13 protein-coding genes, 1 tRNA gene and 1 pseudogene are annotated in these 18,438 nt (G+C 69.8%); 6 read left to right on the top strand and 9 right to left on the bottom strand.

Annotation, left to right across the window (positions count from 1 at the left end):
• Window positions 1-23: 23 nt before the first annotated feature.
• A pseudogene (locus KGQ19_RS52855) lies at window positions 24-206 on the top strand (methyltransferase domain-containing protein); the annotation flags it as partial.
• Between the two features lie 290 nt (window positions 207-496).
• Here KGQ19_RS52855 and KGQ19_RS20220 read toward each other — a convergent pair.
• Window positions 497-1,702: a glycosyltransferase family 4 protein gene (locus tag KGQ19_RS20220; RefSeq protein WP_212010755.1), complete on the bottom strand. Its 1,206-nt coding sequence runs from the start codon at window positions 1,700-1,702 to the stop codon at window positions 497-499.
• 269 nt (window positions 1,703-1,971) lie between these two features.
• On the opposite strand from KGQ19_RS20220, the gene KGQ19_RS20215 reads away from it, so the two are divergent.
• The gene (locus tag KGQ19_RS20215; protein ID WP_212010754.1) at window positions 1,972-3,585 is read left to right on the top strand and encodes a polysaccharide biosynthesis protein; all 1,614 of its coding nucleotides are present in this window, start codon (window positions 1,972-1,974) and stop codon (window positions 3,583-3,585) included.
• A gap of 130 nt (window positions 3,586-3,715) precedes the next feature.
• Here KGQ19_RS20215 and polA read toward each other — a convergent pair whose 3' ends face one another.
• Window positions 3,716-6,442 (bottom strand): DNA polymerase I, encoded by a 2,727-nt coding sequence (gene polA / locus KGQ19_RS20210; protein ID WP_212010753.1) that lies wholly within the window; start codon window positions 6,440-6,442, stop codon window positions 3,716-3,718.
• 194 nt (window positions 6,443-6,636) lie between these two features.
• Here polA and KGQ19_RS20205 point away from each other — a divergent pair, with 194 nt between their 5' ends.
• Both KGQ19_RS20205 and KGQ19_RS20200 read left to right on the top strand, forming a co-directional pair.
• Entirely contained in the window at window positions 6,637-7,068 is a 432-nt protein-coding gene (locus tag KGQ19_RS20205; RefSeq protein ID WP_212010752.1) for a hotdog fold thioesterase, read from the top strand.
• An 85-nt stretch (window positions 7,069-7,153) separates the two neighbouring features.
• On the top strand, window positions 7,154-8,290 hold the full coding sequence (locus KGQ19_RS20200) for a hypothetical protein (protein WP_212010751.1): 1,137 nt from the start codon (window positions 7,154-7,156) through the stop codon (window positions 8,288-8,290).
• A 158-nt stretch (window positions 8,291-8,448) separates the two neighbouring features.
• On the opposite strand, the gene KGQ19_RS20195 is transcribed toward KGQ19_RS20200, so the two are convergent.
• The 6 genes from KGQ19_RS20195 to KGQ19_RS20170 all read right to left on the bottom strand — a co-directional run bounded on the left by KGQ19_RS20195 (window position 8,449) and on the right by KGQ19_RS20170 (window position 15,635).
• Entirely contained in the window at window positions 8,449-9,201 is a 753-nt protein-coding gene (locus tag KGQ19_RS20195) for an ABC transporter ATP-binding protein (RefSeq protein WP_212010760.1), read from the bottom strand.
• A gap of 17 nt (window positions 9,202-9,218) precedes the next feature.
• Window positions 9,219-10,676, bottom strand: coding sequence for an ABC transporter ATP-binding protein (locus KGQ19_RS53445; protein WP_307856460.1), 1,458 nt, complete (start codon window positions 10,674-10,676; stop codon window positions 9,219-9,221).
• Window positions 10,673-12,163, bottom strand: coding sequence for a branched-chain amino acid ABC transporter permease (locus KGQ19_RS20185; RefSeq protein WP_212010750.1), 1,491 nt, complete (start codon window positions 12,161-12,163; stop codon window positions 10,673-10,675). The genes KGQ19_RS53445 and KGQ19_RS20185 overlap by 4 nt, the downstream gene beginning before the upstream one ends.
• Window positions 12,160-13,116 (bottom strand): branched-chain amino acid ABC transporter permease, encoded by a 957-nt coding sequence (locus tag KGQ19_RS20180; protein ID WP_212010749.1) that lies wholly within the window; start codon window positions 13,114-13,116, stop codon window positions 12,160-12,162. Before KGQ19_RS20180 ends, KGQ19_RS20185 begins: the two co-directional genes overlap by 4 nt.
• 203 nt (window positions 13,117-13,319) lie before the next feature.
• Complete coding sequence (locus KGQ19_RS20175) at window positions 13,320-14,549, bottom strand: branched-chain amino acid ABC transporter substrate-binding protein (protein WP_212010748.1); 1,230 nt, start codon at window positions 14,547-14,549, stop codon at window positions 13,320-13,322.
• 450 nt (window positions 14,550-14,999) lie between these two features.
• On the bottom strand, window positions 15,000-15,635 hold the full coding sequence (locus KGQ19_RS20170) for an ANTAR domain-containing response regulator (protein WP_212010747.1): 636 nt from the start codon (window positions 15,633-15,635) through the stop codon (window positions 15,000-15,002).
• A 157-nt stretch (window positions 15,636-15,792) separates the two neighbouring features.
• Between KGQ19_RS20170 and KGQ19_RS20165 the strand changes: the two genes are divergently transcribed.
• Window positions 15,793-15,866: transfer RNA gene (locus tag KGQ19_RS20165), tRNA-Leu, on the top strand.
• Window positions 15,867-16,164: 298 nt separating this feature from the next.
• Here the strand turns inward: KGQ19_RS20165 and pyk are convergent.
• Window positions 16,165-17,646 carry a pyruvate kinase gene (gene pyk / locus KGQ19_RS20160; RefSeq protein WP_212010746.1) on the bottom strand — a complete coding sequence of 494 codons (1,482 nt, stop codon included), beginning with the start codon at window positions 17,644-17,646 and terminating at the stop codon, window positions 16,165-16,167.
• A 138-nt stretch (window positions 17,647-17,784) separates the two neighbouring features.
• Here pyk and KGQ19_RS20155 point away from each other — a divergent pair, with 138 nt between their 5' ends.
• A complete protein-coding gene (locus KGQ19_RS20155; protein ID WP_212010745.1) occupies window positions 17,785-18,360 on the top strand; it encodes a DUF4190 domain-containing protein in 576 nt (191 codons plus the stop codon).
• Window positions 18,361-18,438: the final 78 nt, after the last annotated feature.

Genomic DNA, 18,438 nt, shown 5'->3' with positions numbered 1-18,438 from the left:
AGATTTGTATAAGAGACAGGGATGTGGGCGGTGGGCCGGGGTTCTTCGCGGCGGCTTTTGAGGCGGCGGGTGCTCGGTACCTGTCGGTGGATCTGCGGGCGGTCGGGGATGTGTGTGGCGATGCGGCGGCGTTGCCGGTGCGGGATGGGGTCGTCGATGTCTGCTTTTCGTCCAACGTGCTCGAACATGTGGTGGAGCCGCGGCGGATGCTTCAGGAGATGGTGCGGGTCACGCGGCCGGGCGGGGTGGTGTTCGTGTGCTTCACCAACTGGCTGGGGCCGTTGGGCGGGCACGAGACCTCGCCGTGGCACTACCTCGGGGGCGAGTGGGCGGCGCGGCGGTATGAGCGGCGGCGTGGCGCTCCCCCGACCAATCGGTACGGCACGTCGCTCTTCCCGCTCTCGGTCGGGCGGGTGCTGGGGTGGGTGCGGGAGGCGGAGCGGGATGGGGCGGTGCAGAGGCTGGCCGTCTTCCCGCGCTATCACCCCGCGTGGGCTCACGCGATCGTGCGGGTGCCGGGGCTGCGCGAGTTCCTGACCGCCAACTGCGCCATCGCGTTGCGGGTACGGTCCCAGTCGAACTCGGCGGCCCACGCGATGCACGACGACCGCATCTCGGAGGCGAGCGCCGGGTCGGCGTCCAGCTCCTTCAGCGCCGAGGACACCGTGTCGGCGAGCGTGGCGCCGGGGGCGACGAGCCAGCCGGTGACGCCGTCGCGGATGGCGTCGCGCAGGCCGTCGACGTCGTAGGCGACGGTCGGCACGCCCAGCGCGGCGGCCTCCAGGACCGACAGGCCCCAGCCCTCGCCTTGGGAGGCGGACAGGTGGAGTGCGGACGTCGCCACCAACGCGTTCTTGGCTTCGGCGGGCAGGTGGCCGTGGATGTGGACGCGGGCGGCGTGGCGGAGCAGGGAGGCGGCGGCGCGGATCCGGGGCTCGTCGGGGCCGCGGCCGACGATGTGGACTTCGATGCCGGGCCAGGTCTCGGCCAGGTCGTCGGCGAGGTGGACGATGTGTTCCAGGCGCTTGTGGCGTACCAGCCGGCCGACCGCGACGAGTCGCGGGGGCGCCAGAGGTGGGGCAGTGGGTAGGGCTGAAGGTGGGGCTGGACGTAAGGCCAGGGTTAAGGCTGGAGTTAAAGAGGAGGCCGGAAACCCTTCTCTCGTAACGCCGTTGGGCACGAGCACGATCGGCCCGGTCCAGCGCAGTCGGGTCCGCATCGCCGCGATGGTGGACTCCGATACGGCCACCGCCTGGTGCCGTCGGTAGACCCGCCGCGCCGCCGGACCCTCCAGCCAGCGTCCCAAGGCGGCGAGCGGGCGGCTGAAGTGGGTGCCGAACTGCTCGTCGTGGACGTGGTGGACGACGAGCGCGAGGCCGGTGCGGCGTCGGGACAGGGCCAGTGGTGAGAAGAAGGGGATGCCGTTCTGGCAGTCGATCACGAAGTCGTATGCGGGCCCGCATAATCGAACCCTGATCAAGTGTGCGAGGACGGCGGGGTAGACCGACCAGCGTCCGCCGCGTCGCAGCCATCTGATTCCGTCGCGGAGCTCGCGGCGTGGTTGGCCCGGTTCGCGGGACGTCAGGAAGTCGACGGTGTCGCCGCGTTCCACGAAGCCGCGGGCGACCTCGTAGGCGAAGGCCTCCGCTCCCCCGGCGGTCTGCTGCCAGGGGTCGCGCCAGTTCAGGATGGCTAAGTGCACTGCGATACAACGACGCGCGGCGGCGGGCGACACGTGCGACGGCGCCGTTCGGGCGAGGGTCGCGGACCGAACTTTGATCGTACGGGGCGACGTGGCCGGCGCGGGGGTTCTGGGGATGTGGCGCGCCGTCGGCGGGCATCCGGGAGCGAAGTTCACTCGGACGGGCGCCGGTTGGTCGTGCTTCGGCTTCGGCGACGTCTAGCGTGACCGCTCAAAGGACAGCGGACAGCTCGGGCGACAGCGCGCGGCACTGCACCGGAGGGACGTCGATGCTCCGCAAGGCCAGGGACGAGCGGGGAAGTTCGGCCGTCGAGGTCGCGGGCGCACGCCGCGGGGGTGGGAGCCTGCCCCGCGAAGGCAGGAGCGCGCGCGGCGGAGGCGGGGGTGGCCGCGCGTCGGCCGGGCTGCTGGTGGCGGTCGGGACCGGGCTCGGGAACGTGTTGGCGTACGGGTTCAACCTGGTGCTGTCGCGGGGCCTGGGGCCCGGCGGGTACGCGGAGTTGGGGACGCTGCTGTCGGTGTTCCTGATCGGGACCGTGCCGGGGCTGGCGGTGCAGGCGATCAACGCGCGGCGGTTGGCGGTGGTCGCGGAGGCGTCGCCGGCGGCGCGCGGGGCTTTGGTGCGCGGCTTGCGGTGGCGGGGGTTCGCGGTCGGGATCGGGGTGGCCGCCTTGTTCATGGCGCTGGCTCCGGCGATCGCGGCGTTGTTGCCGTCGGTGACGGTCGGGGGCGTGGTGTGGACGGGGGTGTCGTTGGCGGCGAACACGGTGTTCGCGTCGTACTTGGGGATCGCGCAGGGGACGTCGCGGTTCATGACGATGACCCTGCTGTATCTGGCGGCGCAGGGGTCGCGGTTGGTGATCGGGGCCGCGGCGGCTTCGGCGCAGTCGTCGCCGACGACGGTGATGGCGGTGCAGACGGCGGCTTGGGCGTTCGCGGCGGTGGCGGGGCGGTGGTTGCTGCGGGAGGTTGCGAGTGGGGCGGAGGCCGGTTCGCCGGCGGCGGGCCCGATCGACGCGATGGACATGGTGGTCGCGATGGACACGGTGATCGCGATGGACACCGAAGCCGGTCAGGCCGGTCAGGCCGGTCAGGCCGGTCAGGCCGGTCAGGCCGGTCAGACCCGTCACGCCGGTCAGACCACAGCGGCGGCGACCGGACCGGTGGAGGCGGCAGCCCAGCGGGTCGCCGAACACCACCTCGGACACAGCGGCTATCTGACGGAAGTGCTGCGGGCGACCGGCGGGCTCGGCGGCATCCTGCTGCTGACGGTGCTCGACACGCTGCTGGCCAGCCGGTACCTGACCGACGGGGACCTGGGACGCTACAACACCGGCGCACTGCTGGCGCGGGCGGCGTTCTTCGCGCCGAGTTTCGTGGCGATGCTCGCGTACCCGCGGCTGGCGCGGCCGACCGAACGGCGCCGGGCGCTGTCGGTGGCGCTGGCGCTGACCGGCGGGATCGGGGTGCTGGGGATCGCGCTCGCGGGCGTGGGCGGCGATCCGCTGATCGGGCTGGCGTTCGGGGACAAGTACGCCACACCGGGCGGGTTCGACCTGGGCGCGGACGGCTGGCTGTTCACGAGCGTGGGAGCGTTGCTGGCGCTGGTGAACCTGGCGCTGCTGGACGGGGTGGCGCGGCGCTCGCACGCGGTGTCGGCGGTGGTGCTCGGCGGGATCGTGCTGGAGACGACGGTGATCGTGGGCTTCGCGCACGGGTCGGCGGGCGCGATCGTGACGGCCGCGGCGGCGTCGACGCTGGCGACCGCGACGGTGTCGGTGACGGTGTGCTTGACGGCGCGGACGGCGGGCGAGGTCACCGCGGTGGTGGCTGAGGTGGAGGATGATCCGCAGGCGGTGGGCGCGGTGGCGCAGAGTACGTAGGTAACGCACGTAGGCGATGCATGTGGGCGATATCCGCGCATGGCGCAAACACACCTCGCAACAAGCGCCCGATCAAGAGCAGCACCCACCAACCAGCGGACCAACCTAGCAACCAACCAAGCAGCAGCGCCTAGTGCGCGGCATCCGCCCAGTTGGCCGCCACCCCGACCGAAACGTCCAGCGGTACCCGCAGCTCGGCGGCCGCCGCCATCTCCCGCCGCACCAGTTCCTCAGCGCGCTGGGCCTCGCCGGGGGCGATCTCCAGCACCAGTTCGTCGTGGACCTGGAGCAGCATCCGTGACTTCAGCTGCTCCTCGCGGAGGGCGTCGCGGACGCGGATCATCGCCACCTTGATGATGTCCGCGGCCGAGCCCTGGATGGGGGCGTTCAGGGCCATGCGCTCGGCCATCTCGCGGCGCTGGCGGTTGTCGCTGGCCAGGTCGGGGAGGTAGCGGCGGCGGCCGAACATGGTCTCGGTGTAGCCGGTGGCGCGGGCCTGGACCACCACTTCGTGCAGGTAGTCGCGGACGCCGCCGAAGCGCTGGAAGTAGTCGTCCATCATCTTGCCGGCTTCGGAGGTCTCGATGCCGAGCTGCTGGGACAGGCCGAAGGCGGACAGGCCGTAGGCCAGGCCGTAGCTCATGGCCTTGATGCGGCGGCGGTGTTCGGGTTCGACGGCGGTGGCGTCGACGTCGAAGACCTTGGAGGCGACGGTGTTGTGCAGGTCCTCGCCGGAGGTGAAGGCGTCGATCAGGCCGGCGTCCTCGGACAGGTGCGCCATGATGCGCATCTCGATCTGGCTGTAGTCGGCCGTCATCAGCGACTCGTAGTCGGCGCCGGCGATGAACGCCTTGCGGATCTGCTGCCCTTCCAGGGTGCGGATCGGGATGTTCTGCAGGTTCGGGTCCACCGAGGACAGCCGGCCGGTGGCGGCGATCATCTGGTTGTAGGTGGTGTGGATGCGGTCGTCGTCCGACACCGACTTCGACAGGCCCTCGACCACCGTCTTGAGCCGGTTCACCTCGCGCCAGCGCAGCAGGTGGTCCAGGAACGGGTGCTGGGTCTGGACCTGGAGCCAGGCCAGGGCGTCGGCGTCGGTGGTGTAGCCGGTCTTGATCTTCTTGGTCTTGGGCATGCCCAGGGTCTCGAACAGCACTTCCTGCAGCTGCTTGGGCGAGCCCAGGTTCAGGTTCTCGACGCCGGCGTGATCGCGGGCCTGGACGACCTGTTCGGCCGCCTCGGTGGTGAAGCCCTTCTCCAGCTCCTGGAACAGCCGGGTGTCGATGGCGATCCCGACCTTCTCCATCTCGGCCAGCACCCCGACCAGCGGCAGCTCGATGTCGGTCAGCAGCTGCCCGGCGCCGGTGTCGGCCAGCTTCTCGCGCAGCGCGTCGGCCAGGTCCAGCACCGCGTGCGCGGCACTCATCTGACGCTCGGCCTCGGCGTCCTCGTCGGCGAACAGCGTGCCCTGGGCGTCGGCGTCCCCGGGCGACAGGCGGCGGCCCAGCACCTCCTCGGCCAGCGGCTCCAGGTCGAAGGAGCGGCGGCCGGACTGCGCCAGGTAGGCCTCCAGCGCGGTGTCGGCGACCACACCGGCCAGCGTGAGGCCGCGCGCGGCCAGCGCCAGGGTCGGGCCCTTGGCGTCATGCAGCACCTTGGCCCGCCGCGGATCGGCCATCCATGCCGCGAGCGCCTGCTCGTCGGCCGGGTCCAGCTGCGTGACGTCGACGTACGCGGCGGTGCCGGCGGCGGTCGCGAAGGCCAGGCCCTCGACCTCGCCGGTGCCGTGGCTCCAGCGGCCCCGCACCGCCACGCCGGTGGCGCCGTCGCCGGTGGCGTTGGCGGCCAGCCAGTCGGCCAGTTCCCCGGTCTGGAGCACCTGGCCTTCCAGCTCCACGGCGTCGCCGACCGCTTCGGCGTCGGCACCGGAGGCCAGCAGCGGCGCCACCCGGTCCCGCATCGAGGTGGAGAACTCCAGCGTGTCGAACAGCTGGTACACCGCCTCCGGGTCGCCCTCGGAGGTCCAGGCCAGGTCGGTCGGGCCCTGCTCCAGCGGCACGTCCCGGACCAGCTCGGTGAGCTCGCGGTTGAGGCGCACCTGCTCCAGGTGCCCCCGCAGCGTCTCCCCGGCCTTGCCCTTGACCTCGTCGGCGCGCGCCACCAGATCGGCCAGCGAGCCGAACTCGCGGATCCACTTCGCGGCGGTCTTCTCCCCCACGCCGGGCATGTTCGGCAGGTTGTCCGACGGGTCGCCGCGCAGGGCCGCGAAGTCGGGGTACTGCTTCGGCGTCAGCTCGTACTTCTCCTGGACCGCGGTCGGGGTGAAGCGCGACAGGTCCGACACGCCGCGCTTGGGGTAGAGCACGGTCACGTCCTCGGTGACCAGCTGGAGCGAGTCGCGGTCGCCGGTGAGGATCCGGACCTCGTAGCCGTCGGCGGCGGCCTGGGTGGTCAGGGTGGCGATGACGTCGTCCGCCTCGAAGCCCTCCTTGCGGATCACCGTGATCCCGAGGCCGTCGAGCAGTTCGTCGATCAGGCCGATCTGGCTCTTGAAGTCGTCCGGGGAGGCCGAGCGGTTGGCCTTGTACTCGGGAAACTTCTCGGTGCGGAAGGTCTGGCGCGAGACGTCGAAGGCCACGGCGACGTGCGTCGGCTGCTCGTCGCGCAGCGTGTTGATCAGCATCGACGTGAACCCCTGCACCGCGCCGGTGGGCTGGCCGGTGGTGGTGCGCAGATCCGCCTCCTTCAGCGCGTAGTACGCCCGGTACGCCAGCGAGTGGCCGTCCAACAGCAGCAGGACGGGGCGGGTCGCGGTGGACGCGGAGGTCTTTTCGGCGGTCTTCTTGGCGGGGCTCACGGTATGAATCCTAGGGCGAGGTACCGACAGGCCGGGGCAACTCGGCGGTGGTTAGGCTGGCTGTAACACGTTGCAGTTAATGTGGTGTAGTTTTCCGCGCCCGGGTCCGGCCCCCGAAAGCCCGGGCCCGGCCCGCGAAAACCCGGGCCCCGCCCGCGAATGCCCCAGCCCAGCTCCCCGAAAGAGGCCCCGCGATGTCGATAGACCAGAACAGCCAGGTGTCCGAGGCCGAGCAGATCGCGGCGATGTTCAACGAGGTCGGCGCCGGCCACCTGACCGAGCGCATGGACATCGTCATCGCCTCCGCGACCAAGGAGGAGATCGTCGGCACCATGCCGGTGGCCGGCAACACCCAGGTCTACGGTCTGCTGCACGGCGGCGCCTCGGTGGTGCTGGCCGAGACCCTGGGCTCGTTGATGGCCGCGCTGCACGCCGGCCCGGACAAGCAGGTGGTCGGCGTGGACATCAACGCCACCCACCACCGCTCGGCCAAAGAGGGCCGGGTCACCGGCACCTGCCGGGTGCTGTCCGCCGGGCGGACGCTGGTGGTCAGCGAGATCGTGATCACCGACGAGTCCGGGCGCCGCTGCTGCACCAGCCGGATCACGTGTCTGGTGAAGGGATAGCGGCGGCTGGAGCGATATTGCCGACCGGAACACCGGAGTCGCTGATCCTCTGGTGCCCGGCTGATCCACGACGGACAATGCGTCCATGGGACCAGGCAGGGGGGACCCCTCGGGCGGCGGCGCGCCCGACGCGGCCGGGGAGCCGGACCCCGCGGAGTTCGAACTCGTCGTCGAGCTGGACGACGAGTTCGACGACGAGCGGCTGGCGGAGGGCGGCGAACCGAACTGCGCCGCCAGCGGGTTCGAGACCATCGACGGTGACGACGCCGTACCGTCGCTGATCGCCCGGCTCCCCCGCGGCCTGCAGATCGCCGGAGCGCTCGCCGTGGCCGTCGTGCTGGCTTTCGTGGTGTGGCCGACGACCGGCGCGCGGCGGGCGACGCCGCAGCCGAACCCGCCCCCCTCGCAAGTGGACGCCGACCTCTACAAGGTGCGGCTGAGCACCACCTCGCTCACGGACGACGACAGCGTCGACCACGCGGTGCTGGGCCTGGAGCTGACCAACGGCTCGGCGACCCGGCTGAGCGTGGTCAGCGCCGAGCTGTGGGACGCGGTGGGGACGCGGATCGGCTCGGCGACGGCGTGGCCGGCTCAGGCCCTGAACGGCGGGACCACGGTGTCGGTGCCGGTGACGCTGCCATACGGCTGCGACGGGCAACCCCTGCCGGTGCTGCCCGTGACGATCCGGTACAGCGTCAGCACCCCGCAGGATCCGAACGTCCGGCGCGACTACGCCTATCCGCTCTCTGACACCCTGTGGGACGACTACACGCGTCAGCAGACTGCGATCTGTGCCGGGCCCGGCGCCGTGGCCGGGAACTCCGGCAGCGCGTTCGCCGTCACGGCGATCGACACGACGCAGCCGATCGGCGCGCCCGCCGATCCGCAGGGCTTCGACCTGACGTTCACGATCGAGGCCGCGGGGATAGCGACGTGGAACGTGCAGGACCCGGCGTCCAGGCAGACGGGCGTCACCATCACCGCCTCCGGGCTGCCGGTGGTCGTCACTCCGGGCCAGACGGCCCGCCTGGCCACCCATTGGCACGTCACCGACTGCACGCACCCACCGGCGTGGAACGGCGGCATGGGCGGGGTGGAGATCACGGGCCAGATGGCGGGTTCAGGCCCTGGGAACAGTGGTTCCTCGGAGCAGACGTCCTTGGCGGCACTGCGGCCGGGGCTGGTCACGGAGATGATGCAGGTGGCTTGCGGGACCGGGTGAGCGCGTAGCGTCTACCGCCTGCTCTGGCCGGCGGCGGGCTGAGTTCCTGCGGGCGGCTTCGGGGCGGTTGGGCTAGAGGTAAAGACAGGCCGTGATCCCCTTGCCGGGTAAGGCATCGGGGACCACGGCCTGTTGTTCTGCCAGCTGTACTGCCGCTCCTACTCGGCGGTCTCGCCGAGGTAGGCCTCGCGGATGCGCGGGTCGTTCAGCAGCTCGCCGGCCGGGGCGCTCATCACGACCTCGCCGGTTTCCAGGACGTAGCCCCGGTGCGCCAGCTTCAGCGCCTGGGCCGCGTTCTGTTCCACCAGCAGGATGGTGGTGCCCAGGGCGTTGATGCGCTCGATGATCTCGAAGATCTGGGCCACGATCAGCGGGGCCAGGCCCATCGAGGGTTCGTCGAGCAGCAGGAGCGCGGGCTGGCCCATCATGGCCCGGCCGATGGCGAGCATCTGCTGCTCGCCGCCGGACAGGTTGCCGCCGAGCTGGGTGCGGCGCTCCTGCAGCCGCGGGAACAGCTCGAAGACCTGGTCCAGGTCCTTCTGGGACACCGACTTGAAGCGGTAGGCGCCCATCTGCAGGTTCTCCAGGACGGTCATCCGGGAGAAGATGCGGCGGCCTTCCGGGGAGTGGCCGATGCCCAGCTGGACGATCTTGTGCGCCGGGATGCCGGTCAGGGCCTCCCCGGCGTACCGGACCTCGCCCGAGCGCGGCTTGAGCAGGCCCGAGACGGTCCGCAGGGTGGTGGTCTTGCCGGCGCCGTTCGCGCCGAGCAGGGCCACGATCTCGCCCTGCCGGACCTCCAGGTCGATGCCCTTCAGCGCGACGATGCCGCCGTAGGCGACCTCGACCGAGCTCAGCTCCAGGAGCGCGGCGTTGTCGGAAGGGGACGCCTCGGTGCGCGGGGCGGGGATGGTCGACGCCTGGTCGCTCACGCGGAGCCCTCCTCGGTGGTGTCGCGGGCCGGGGATTCGGATGGGGATCGCTTGGCCGGGGGCTCGGCTGAAGATTCGGCATCCGGTTCGGCATCGGCATCGGCATCGGCATCAGGTTCAGCCTCGGCCTCGGCCAGCTGAGCGGACTCCGCGGAGGTCGCCGAAGACTCAGCAGCCGACTCGGCCTCGGACAGCTGCGCCGATTCGGCCGAAGTGGCCGAAGACTCAGCCGCCGACGCCTCGGTGCCGGATTCGGCCGCAGACTCCGCCGCGCCGGATTCGGCCGCAGACTCCACCGCGCCAGATTCGGCGGCAGACTCCGACTCGCCGGATTCCGCAGCCGACGCCTCGGCCTCAGCAGTCGAAACCTCAGCAGCCGAAGCCTCGGCGGCATCGGAAGCCGGAGCATCGGCACCGGCCTCAGCCGCGCCAGCCACCTCAGCATCAGCGGTCGAGGCCTCGGCGGCATCGGGAACCACATCAGCCTTCGCATCGCCATCGCCCAGATCGGACGCCGGCAGCTCGGCAGCTGAAGCCTCAGTACCGGCCCCGTCCCCGGCAGCCGCGTCAGCCGCCGCAGCCGCCTCCGCCGCCTCCTCAGCCGCGTCGCTCCCGAGGTAGGCCTCGATCACCGCCGGGTTCTGCTGCACCTCGGCGGGAGCGCCGGAGGCGATCACCTTGCCGAAGTTCAGCACCGTGATGCGGTGCGCGACCGACATCACCAGGCGCATGTCGTGCTCGATCAGCAGGATGCTGATGCCCAGCTCGGTGTTGATGCGGGTGATGAGCTGGGCCAGGCCCAGCTTCTCCGAGGGGTTGGTGCCGGCCGCCGGCTCGTCCAGCAGGAGCACCTTGGGGTTGCTGGCCATGGCCCGGGCGATCTCCAGGCGGCGCTGGTCGCCGTAGGACAGCGAGCCGGCGATGTTCTGCTCTTTGCCGCTCAGGCCCACGAAGTCCAGCATCTCGCGGGAGTGCCTGCGGGCCTCGCGCTCGTTGCGGCGGTTGTGGGGCAGGCCCAGCATGACGCCGATCGGGCCCGACGCGCTGCGGGTCTCGGCGGCGATCTGGACGTTCTCCAGGACCGTCAGGGCGTTGAACAGGCGGATGTTCTGGAACGTGCGCGAGATACCCGCGCGGTTCACCAGGTGCGGCTTGCGGCTGACCCGGCGCCCGAGCACGTTGTTGTGCACCAGCGGGACCACCGCCCCGCCGGCCGGCAGGAACTCGATCGTGCCCTCCTGCGGCAGGTAGACGCCGGTCAGGCTGTTGAACAGCGAGGTCTTGCCGGCGCCGTTGGGGCCGATCACCGCCAGGATCTCGCCCCGGTTCAGGGTCAGGCCGACGCCGTCCAGGCTGGTCAGACCGCCGAAGCGGAGCGTGATGCCGTCGGCCCGCAGGACCGGGGCGTCGGCGGGGGCCGGCGGCTGCGGGACGATCGTGCTGTGCGTGGTCACGGTGCCACTCCTTCCGCCGGCTCGGTCATCGCGTCCGCGTCGCCGACCCCGTGCTCGGCCTGGGCCAGTTCCTGGGCCCGGCGTTTGGACGGGATCAGGCCCTGCGGCCGGAAGATCATCATGGTCAGCAGCACCGCGCCGACCCACATCGGGATGTCCTTGGGGTCCACCACCGGTTTACCGCTGTTGAACCACGAGGGTGGGCCTTGCAGGAAGAACGGCAGGAAGGTCATCAGCGAGGCGCCGACGATCACGCCGGTCAGCGAGCCCATGCCGCCGAAGATGACGTAGGCGAGCACGAAGATGGACAGCTGGAGTGGGAAGTTGTCCGGGGTGATCGCGGTGATCTTCGCCGTCGCCAGCACGCCGGCGAAGCCGGAGGTGGAAGCGCCGATCATGAAGGCCATCAGCTTGTACTTCACGGTCGGCACGCCCGAGGCGGCCGCGGCCACCTCGTCCTCGCGGATCGCGGTCCAGGTCCGGCCGACCTTGGAGTGTTCCAGTCGGCGGAAGGCGAAGACCACGATGAGGATCAGCCCGATCGCCAGGAACCAGTACGGTTTGGAGTCCGTGGGGTTCCAGTCGTAGTGGACGCCGAACAGGTTGAAGCGGAACGTGGAGATCCCGGTCGCGCCCAACGGGCCGTTGGTCAGGTTGTGCGGGTTGTTCTTGGCCAGCTGCAGCACGATCTCATGGAAGCCCAGCGTCACGATCGCCAGGTAGTCGCCGCGCAGCCGCAGCGTCGGGGCGCCCAGGATCAGACCGGCGGTCATCGTCAGCACGACCGCGATCGGGAAGGCGAAGAACAGGTTCAGGTGGATCGGCGGGTGCGCCTCGGGGTTGCCGTCGGCGCCCACCGGGAGCTTGCCGGACAGGATCGCGGTGGTGTACGCGCCGATCGCGAAGAACGCGATGTAGCCCAGGTCCAGCAGGCCGGCCCAGCCGACCACCACGTTCAGCCCGAGCGCGGCCAGCACATACACGCCGACCTGGCCGGCCAGCACGGACTGGAAGTACGGCAGGGTGAACAGGCCCAGGTACGGCAGGAAGATCGCCACAGCCACCACGGCCAGCACCAGGACCCGCCGGAACCACCTGTTCGGGATCAGCCACCTGAAGAACCCGGCCAGGCGTGAGTACTGCCTGGTGAACGAGCGCGGCACGATGAGCGCGGTCCGCCGGCCGGCCACACTGATGGTCTGCCCGGCTATCCGGCGCAGGCCCTGGATCCGCCAGGCCTCGGCGATGATCCAGATCAGCACGCCGCCGATCACGTACTGGGCGCCGCGGCTGGAGAACCAGCTGCTCTTGAACAGCAGCGTGTAGTCGGACGAGGAGCCCTGCACCTGGTTGGTCAGGATGCTCAGGACCAGCACCAGCGCCAAGATGATGGCCAGCCGGCCCAGCATCGGGTTCTTCCACCAGGCGTCCTGCTTGCGCAGCCGCCGGACCTGTGCCGACAGCTCGGAGATCGAGGTCGTGCTCACGCCGCCCTCCCCGTCCGCTCGCCCAGGATGCCGGTCGGCCGGATCAGCAGCACCACGACCAGCACCACGAAGGAGACCACGTCCACCCATTCCAAGCCATTGGGGATGATGCCCTGGCTGAAACTCTCCACAATGCCCAGCAGCAGACCGCCGAGCATGGCACCGCGCACGTTTCCGATGCCGCCGAGCACCGCGGCGGTGAACGCCTTGATGCCCGGGATGAAGCCCATCGTGTAGCTCACGGCGTGGAACATGGCGTACAGCACGCCGCCGACGCCGGCCAGCAGGCCGCCGATGATGAAGGTCCGGGAGATCACCTTGCCGACGTCCACGCCCATCAGCTGCGCGGTCTCGGCGTCCTGGGCCACCGCCCGGATGCCGGAGCCCAGCTTGGTGCGGTTGATCACCAGGTCCAGCACGATCATCATGACGAACGCGGTGGCGATGATCAGGACGTCCAGGGTCTTCACGGTGCGCGGTCCGGACGGGCCGCTGCCCGGGAGCACGAACACCGGACCGGAGTGGAAGGACTCCGGAACCTGCAGGTTGTTCCGGCCGAACAGCTTGCCGGCCAGGTTGTACAGGAAGATCGAGGCACCGATCGCGGTGATCAGATACACCAGTTTCGGCGCGTGCCGTTTACGCAGCGGCCGGTAGGCGACCCGCTCCAGGGAGAAGGCCACCGCGGCGCTGACCACGGCGCCGGCTATCAGGGCCAGGGCCGTGTATTCGAAGGCTGAGAAGCCGCTGGGGATGTTGCCGTTGGTGCCGGCCAGCGCGGTGAGCATGAACACGCCGCCCAGAGCGCCGGACATGAACACCTCGCTGTGGGCGAAGTTGATCAGTTGGAGCACGCCGTAGACCATCGTGTAGCCGATGGCGATCAGGGCGTAGAGGGAGCCTAGCCTGATCCCTTGGAACAGCAGTTCCCAGAAGTGTTGGGTGAAGTACATAAAAAGCTTCCTGTGCAGGAGGCGTCAGGGTGGCGGGGACGGCCCGAAATCACGCGAGAGCCGTGGCCCGCAGTGGAACCTGACGGGCCACGGCTCGCGGGAGTCCTTGTCCGGTGCGATCGGGCCGGGTGACCCGGGCGCCAGCAGACCGGCGGGGCGCCGGTGTCCCGCCGCTGGGGCGGGACACCGGCTGCGATCTCGGATCAGCTGCCGCCGACCAGCGTGTTGACGTCGCCGAGCAGCGTGATCACACCGCTCTTGATCTGGTAGACGTACACCGCGGTGGTCGAGATGTCACCGGTGGAGGTGAACTTGACCTCCTTCGACAGTCCCTGGTAGTCCACCTTGCCCACCGCGTCGGCCACCGCCTGGCGGGTCGGGGTGGCGGTGTTCAGGCCCTTCAGGACACTGATGATGGTGTTCGCCGCGTCGTAGCCCTCGATGGAGTACGTGCCGGGCTCGGCGTTGGCCAACTGCTTGTAGGCCGAGACGAAGGCCGCGTACTTCGGGTTGGTCCCGGCGTCCAGGCAGGCGCAGGTGAACTGCCAGCCCTCGGCGGCGTCCTTGCCGGCGGTGGTGATGAAGTTCGGGTCCTTGGAACCGTCGCCGGACATCATCGTGCCGTTGTAGCCGGCGGACTTCAGCGCCTTGGCGAACACGCCGCCGTCGGCGTAGTAGCCCGCGTAGTACATGGCCTTGGCGCCGGAAGAGGCGACCTTGGAGGCCAGCTGCGAGTAGTCCTGGGTACCGGCCTGCGCGCTGTCGGTCTCGACGGTGACGCCGTCGGCCTTCAGCTCGGCGACGATGGCGGTGGACAGGCCCTGGCCGTACTGCGACTTGTCATCGACCACGAAGACGTTGCTGGCCTTGAGGGCCTTGGCCATGTAGTCGGCGGCGGCCTTGCCCTGGATGTTGTCGTTGGCGACAACCCGGTAGAAGGTCTTGAAGCCGGAGGCGGTCAGCTTGGGGGCGGTCGCCGAGGGGCTGATCGCCACCAGGTTGGCCGTGGAGTACAGCGCGCCGGCCGCGGCGGTCGGACCGGAGAAGGCCGGGCCGACGACGCCCATCACCTTCTGGTCCTGGATCAGCAGGTTCGCCTCGTCCGCGCCGTTGTTCTGCAGGCCCTGGTCGTCAGCCTCCTTGACCGCGAGGTTGAACGGCAGGTCGCCCTTGGCGTTCTCCTGCTGGACGGCGAGCTTGACGCCCCAGTCGATGTTCAGGCCCAGGGCCTGGTTGGCACCGGACAACGGGCCCTGCACGCCGATTTCCAGCGTGGGCTTGCCGTTATTGGCGGCCGACGTGGAGCTCCCGCTCCCGGTCGAACTCGACGTAGAGCCGCCCCCGGACTTCGTCGAGCTTCCCGCACAAGCCGAAAGTGCGAACACGCCCGCGGCAATAACAGCGCCGGCCCGCACTCGGTTGATGGTCCGCACTTTGCAGATCCTCCCTGATCGTCGGACGGGCATCAGCCGTATGGGCATTTGGTACTCGTCCGAATTCACGCGGTCACCACATGGGTGATGGGAAGGCTAGTGCTGTTCGTCACCCGTGGGGAGGGGGTCGGAGATCGCGTGATGCTCTCGTTACCAACCGGCGTGAGGCCCCGACCAGAGCCAAATGCCCGGTAGTGGCCCGCCCGGCGAGCGCGCGCGGTTTTGAGGTGCGTTGATCTTCACGGCCCGTGGTGACGGGGTCATCGCAGGGTCGGTAATCAGTGCTCAAGGTACTGGCATGTTACGGATTCCGGGGCCGCGGACGGTGCGCCGGAGCCCTCGCCCCGGGGAAAAGCCGACGGCCGGCGCCGTGACACCCGTCACAGCCGCCGGCCGGTTCGTAAGATCGTTATTTGAGCCTTCGCGGGGCGCACTCCGCCTTGGCGCGGCTCACTCCGCCTTGGCCGGGGTCGCACCGCCGGGTGCCGGGGAGCCGACCGCCGTCGACCCGCTGATGACCACCTCGGCGACTTCCTTCATGGTCATCCGCCGGTCCATCGAGGTCTTCTGGATCCAGCGGAACGCCTCCGGCTCGGTCATCCCGTGCACCGTCTGCAAGATGCCCTTGGCCCGGTCCACCAGCTTGCGGGTCTCCAGCCGCGAGGCCAGGTCGGCGACCTCGCCCTCCAGCGCGGTCAGCTGGGTGTGCCGACAGACGGCGATCTCGATGGCCGGTACCAGCTTGTCCTTGGTGAACGGCTTGACCAGGTAGTTCATCACCCCGGCCTCGGCCGCCCGCTCCACCAGGTCGCGCTGGGAGAAGGCGGTGAGGATCAGCACCGGCGCGATCCGCGCCTCGATCACCTGCTCGGCGGCGGTGATCCCGTCCAGCACCGGCATCTTCACGTCGAAGATGCACAGGTCCGGGCGGTGCTCCTCGGCCAGGCGGACCGCGGCGGCGCCGTCGGAAGCCTCGGCCACGACCTCGTACCCCTCCTCCTGGAGCATCTCCTTCAGGTCCAGGCGGATCAGCGCCTCGTCCTCGGCGATGATCACTCGGCGGGTGCGGGTCGGCTCGGTGGTCATGGGGTCCTCACTAGGCGGCGGTGCCGGGTATTCGTTTCGGTACGAGCCTACCTGCGCCAGAACTGGTTGCGGGGGGCGGTCGCCGGTCCGGTATGCTGTGACGCAGGTGATCACAGTCATCCGTGGGGAACGGATGGCCGATTTTCGCCCGATCGATGCTCCGGTATTCCAATCGGCAGAGAAGATGGTCTCAAACACCATTCAGTGTGGGTTCGAGTCCCACCCGGAGCACTTCTGAAATACCCGAACCCGTTCGCCGTTCCGGCGGGCGGGTTTTTTCGTGTGGGGGCAAGGGAGTTCACAGCAGGGCAGTCCACGGACAAACAGTCCACGAACAAGCCACTCAGGGACAAGCAGTTCGCGGACAAGCAGTTCGGGAGCTGACAATTCGCTCGCGAGCCGGTCGGCCCGCGAGCAACAGCGGCGCCCGCCCCGGACCCGATCAGGTCCGAGGAAGGCGCCGTGGCGCGAAAATCCGTCTGCGGCGGGGCGATTCCGCACCGGGCCGCGGGCCGGGGCCCGGCCGCGGTCAGTGCGCCTCGCGGTAGGCCGGTGCGGCACCGGTGATGGCGTCGCCCACGCGGTGCACGCGCACCGCGTTGGTGGAGCCGGGGATCCCGGGCGGGGAGCCGGCGATGATGACCACGGTGTCGCCGGGCTTGCACAGCTCCAGCTGCAGCAGCTCGGTGTCGACCTGGCGCACCATCTCGTCGGTGTGGTCCACCTCCGGGCTGCAGAAGGTGCGGATCCCCCAGCTCAGGGCGAGCTGGTTGCGGATCTCGTTGTGCGGGGTGAAGGCGATCACCGGCGTCGGGGGACGGTAGCGGGACAGCCGGCGGGCGGTGTCGCCGCTCTCGGTGAAGGCGATCAGGTACTTGGCGTACAGGTTCTCGCCGAGCTCGGCCGCGGCCCGGGCCACGGCGCCGCCCTTGGTGCGCGGCTTGCTCAGGGCCGGCTTCAGGCCGGCGGCCAGGGTCTCCTCCTCGGCCGCGGTGATGATCTTGGCCATGGTCTCCACGGTCTGGACCGCGTAGGCGCCGACCGAGGTCTCGGCCGAGAGCATCACCGCGTCGGTGCCGTCCAGCACCGCGTTGGCCACGTCGGAGACCTCGGCGCGGGTCGGCCGGGAGTTGGTGATCATCGAGTCCAGCATCTGGGTGGCCACGATGACCGGCTTGGCGTTGCGCCGGGACAGCGTGATGCAGCGCTTCTGCACCATCGGGACCTGCTCCAGCGGCAGCTCCACGCCCAGGTCGCCGCGGGCCACCATGATGGCGTCGAAGGCGTCCACGATGGCGTCCAGGTTGGCCACGGCCTGCGGCTTCTCGATCTTGGCGATCACCGGCACCCGGTGCCCGACCTCGTCCATGATCTCGTGGACCCGCTCGATGTCGACGGCGTCCCGGACGAAGGACAGCGCGATCATGTCGGCCCGCACACCCGGGTTGCCGTGGCCGGGCTCGGGCTTGCCCAGGGCCCAGCGCAGGTCCAGCTCGTCCTTCTCGGACAGCGCCGGGACCGAGACCGAGACGCCCGGCAGGTTGATGCCCTTGCTGTTGGAGATCGGGCCGCCCTCGATCACCCGGGTCACCACGTCGGTGTCGGTGACGCTCTGGACTTCCAGGAACAGCTTGCCGTCGTCGACCAGGATCGGGTCGCCGGGCTTGCAGTCGCCGGGCAGCCCCTTGTACGTGGTACCGCAGATGGTGGCGTCCCCGGCGACGTCGCGCGTGGTGATGGTGAACTGCGCGCCGTTGGCCAGGACCTCCTTGCCGTTGGCGAAGGTGCCCAGCCGGATCTTCGGCCCCTGCAGGTCGACCAGGATGCCGATGGCCTGGCCGCTATTCGTGGCGACCTGCCGGACGTTTCGATATCGCTCTTCGTGGTCCTCATAAGAACCGTGGGAGAGATTCAAGCGGGCCACATTCATGCCGGCTTCCACCAGGGCGGTGAGCTGCTCTAGGGTTCCGGCGGACGGGCCCAGGGTACAAACGATTTTCGCGCGGCGCATGCCTACTACCTTATGTCCTACTCGTTAGTAGCTTTTTCCGGTCTGACAAGTTCTCACGGCGCCGAACACAACTTTCCGCCGCCGTTCACCGTGTGTCTGTATGGAATGAACCGGGTGTAACGGAGACAATTGGCCTCCATGACGACAACCCCTCCCCCGGAGGCCTCGGAACCCGGGGAGCCGGGAACCGGGCGGCCGGCGGAGCCCGAGGCCCCGCAGCGCCCGCTGAGCTCGGAGCAGCCCGCGGGTGCGGTGCCAGAAGGGCCGGCTCAGCCTCCTTCCTCCCCGCCTCAGAACTCCGCGGATGATGAACAGCCTGCGCGGGACCAGCAGTCCCCGTATTCCGCGGAGCCCTCACCGTCCGAACCACCGCCGCAGTACGCCGAGCCCGGCCAGCAGTACCCGGCTCCGCCGCCGCTGCCGCCGGAAGCGTTCCCGACCTACGGCGGCGGCCGTGGCTACGAGTACGGCGAGTACGGCGCTCCCCCGGTCCGACGCCGCAACGGCATGGGCGTCGCGGCCCTGGTCCTGGGTGTCGTCGGGTTCCTGGTGGGCCCGTGCAGCATCCTGGCGATCATCTTCGGGCGGATCGGGTTGAACCGGGTGGCCCGTGGCGAGGCCACCAACCGCGGTGTGGCGCAGGCCGGGTTCGTGCTCGGCATCGTCACGCTGGTGCTGTGGATCCTTGGTCTGATCCTGTTGGCGAACCGCTGACCGAGGCTACTCGCCAACTGCCCGGCTGACGCGGGCGGGGTGTGGCCGAGGGTGGCCACCCGCACGGGACTGCGCGGG

The organism is Catenulispora pinistramenti (assembly GCF_018274385.1).
In the GTDB taxonomy this organism is placed as follows: domain Bacteria; phylum Actinomycetota; class Actinomycetes; order Streptomycetales; family Catenulisporaceae; genus Catenulispora; species Catenulispora pinistramenti.
This window is presented reverse-complemented; position numbering and strand designations above follow the sequence as displayed.

Bases quoted from the DNA above. Each gene is read 5' to 3' on its own strand.
- KGQ19_RS20215 (WP_212010754.1), top strand. From the start codon at position 1,972: ATGCTCCGCAAGGCCAGGGACGAGCGGGGAAGTTCGGCCGTCGAGGTC.
- KGQ19_RS20205 (WP_212010752.1), top strand. From the start codon at position 6,637: ATGTCGATAGACCAGAACAGCCAGGTGTCCGAGGCCGAGCAGATCGCG.
- KGQ19_RS20200 (WP_212010751.1), top strand. From the start codon at position 7,154: ATGGGACCAGGCAGGGGGGACCCCTCGGGCGGCGGCGCGCCCGACGCG.
- KGQ19_RS20180 (WP_212010749.1), bottom strand. From the start codon at position 13,116: ATGTACTTCACCCAACACTTCTGGGAACTGCTGTTCCAAGGGATCAGG.
- KGQ19_RS20170 (WP_212010747.1), bottom strand. From the start codon at position 15,635: ATGACCACCGAGCCGACCCGCACCCGCCGAGTGATCATCGCCGAGGAC.
- pyk (WP_212010746.1), bottom strand. From the start codon at position 17,646: ATGCGCCGCGCGAAAATCGTTTGTACCCTGGGCCCGTCCGCCGGAACC.
- KGQ19_RS20155 (WP_212010745.1), top strand. From the start codon at position 17,785: ATGACGACAACCCCTCCCCCGGAGGCCTCGGAACCCGGGGAGCCGGGA.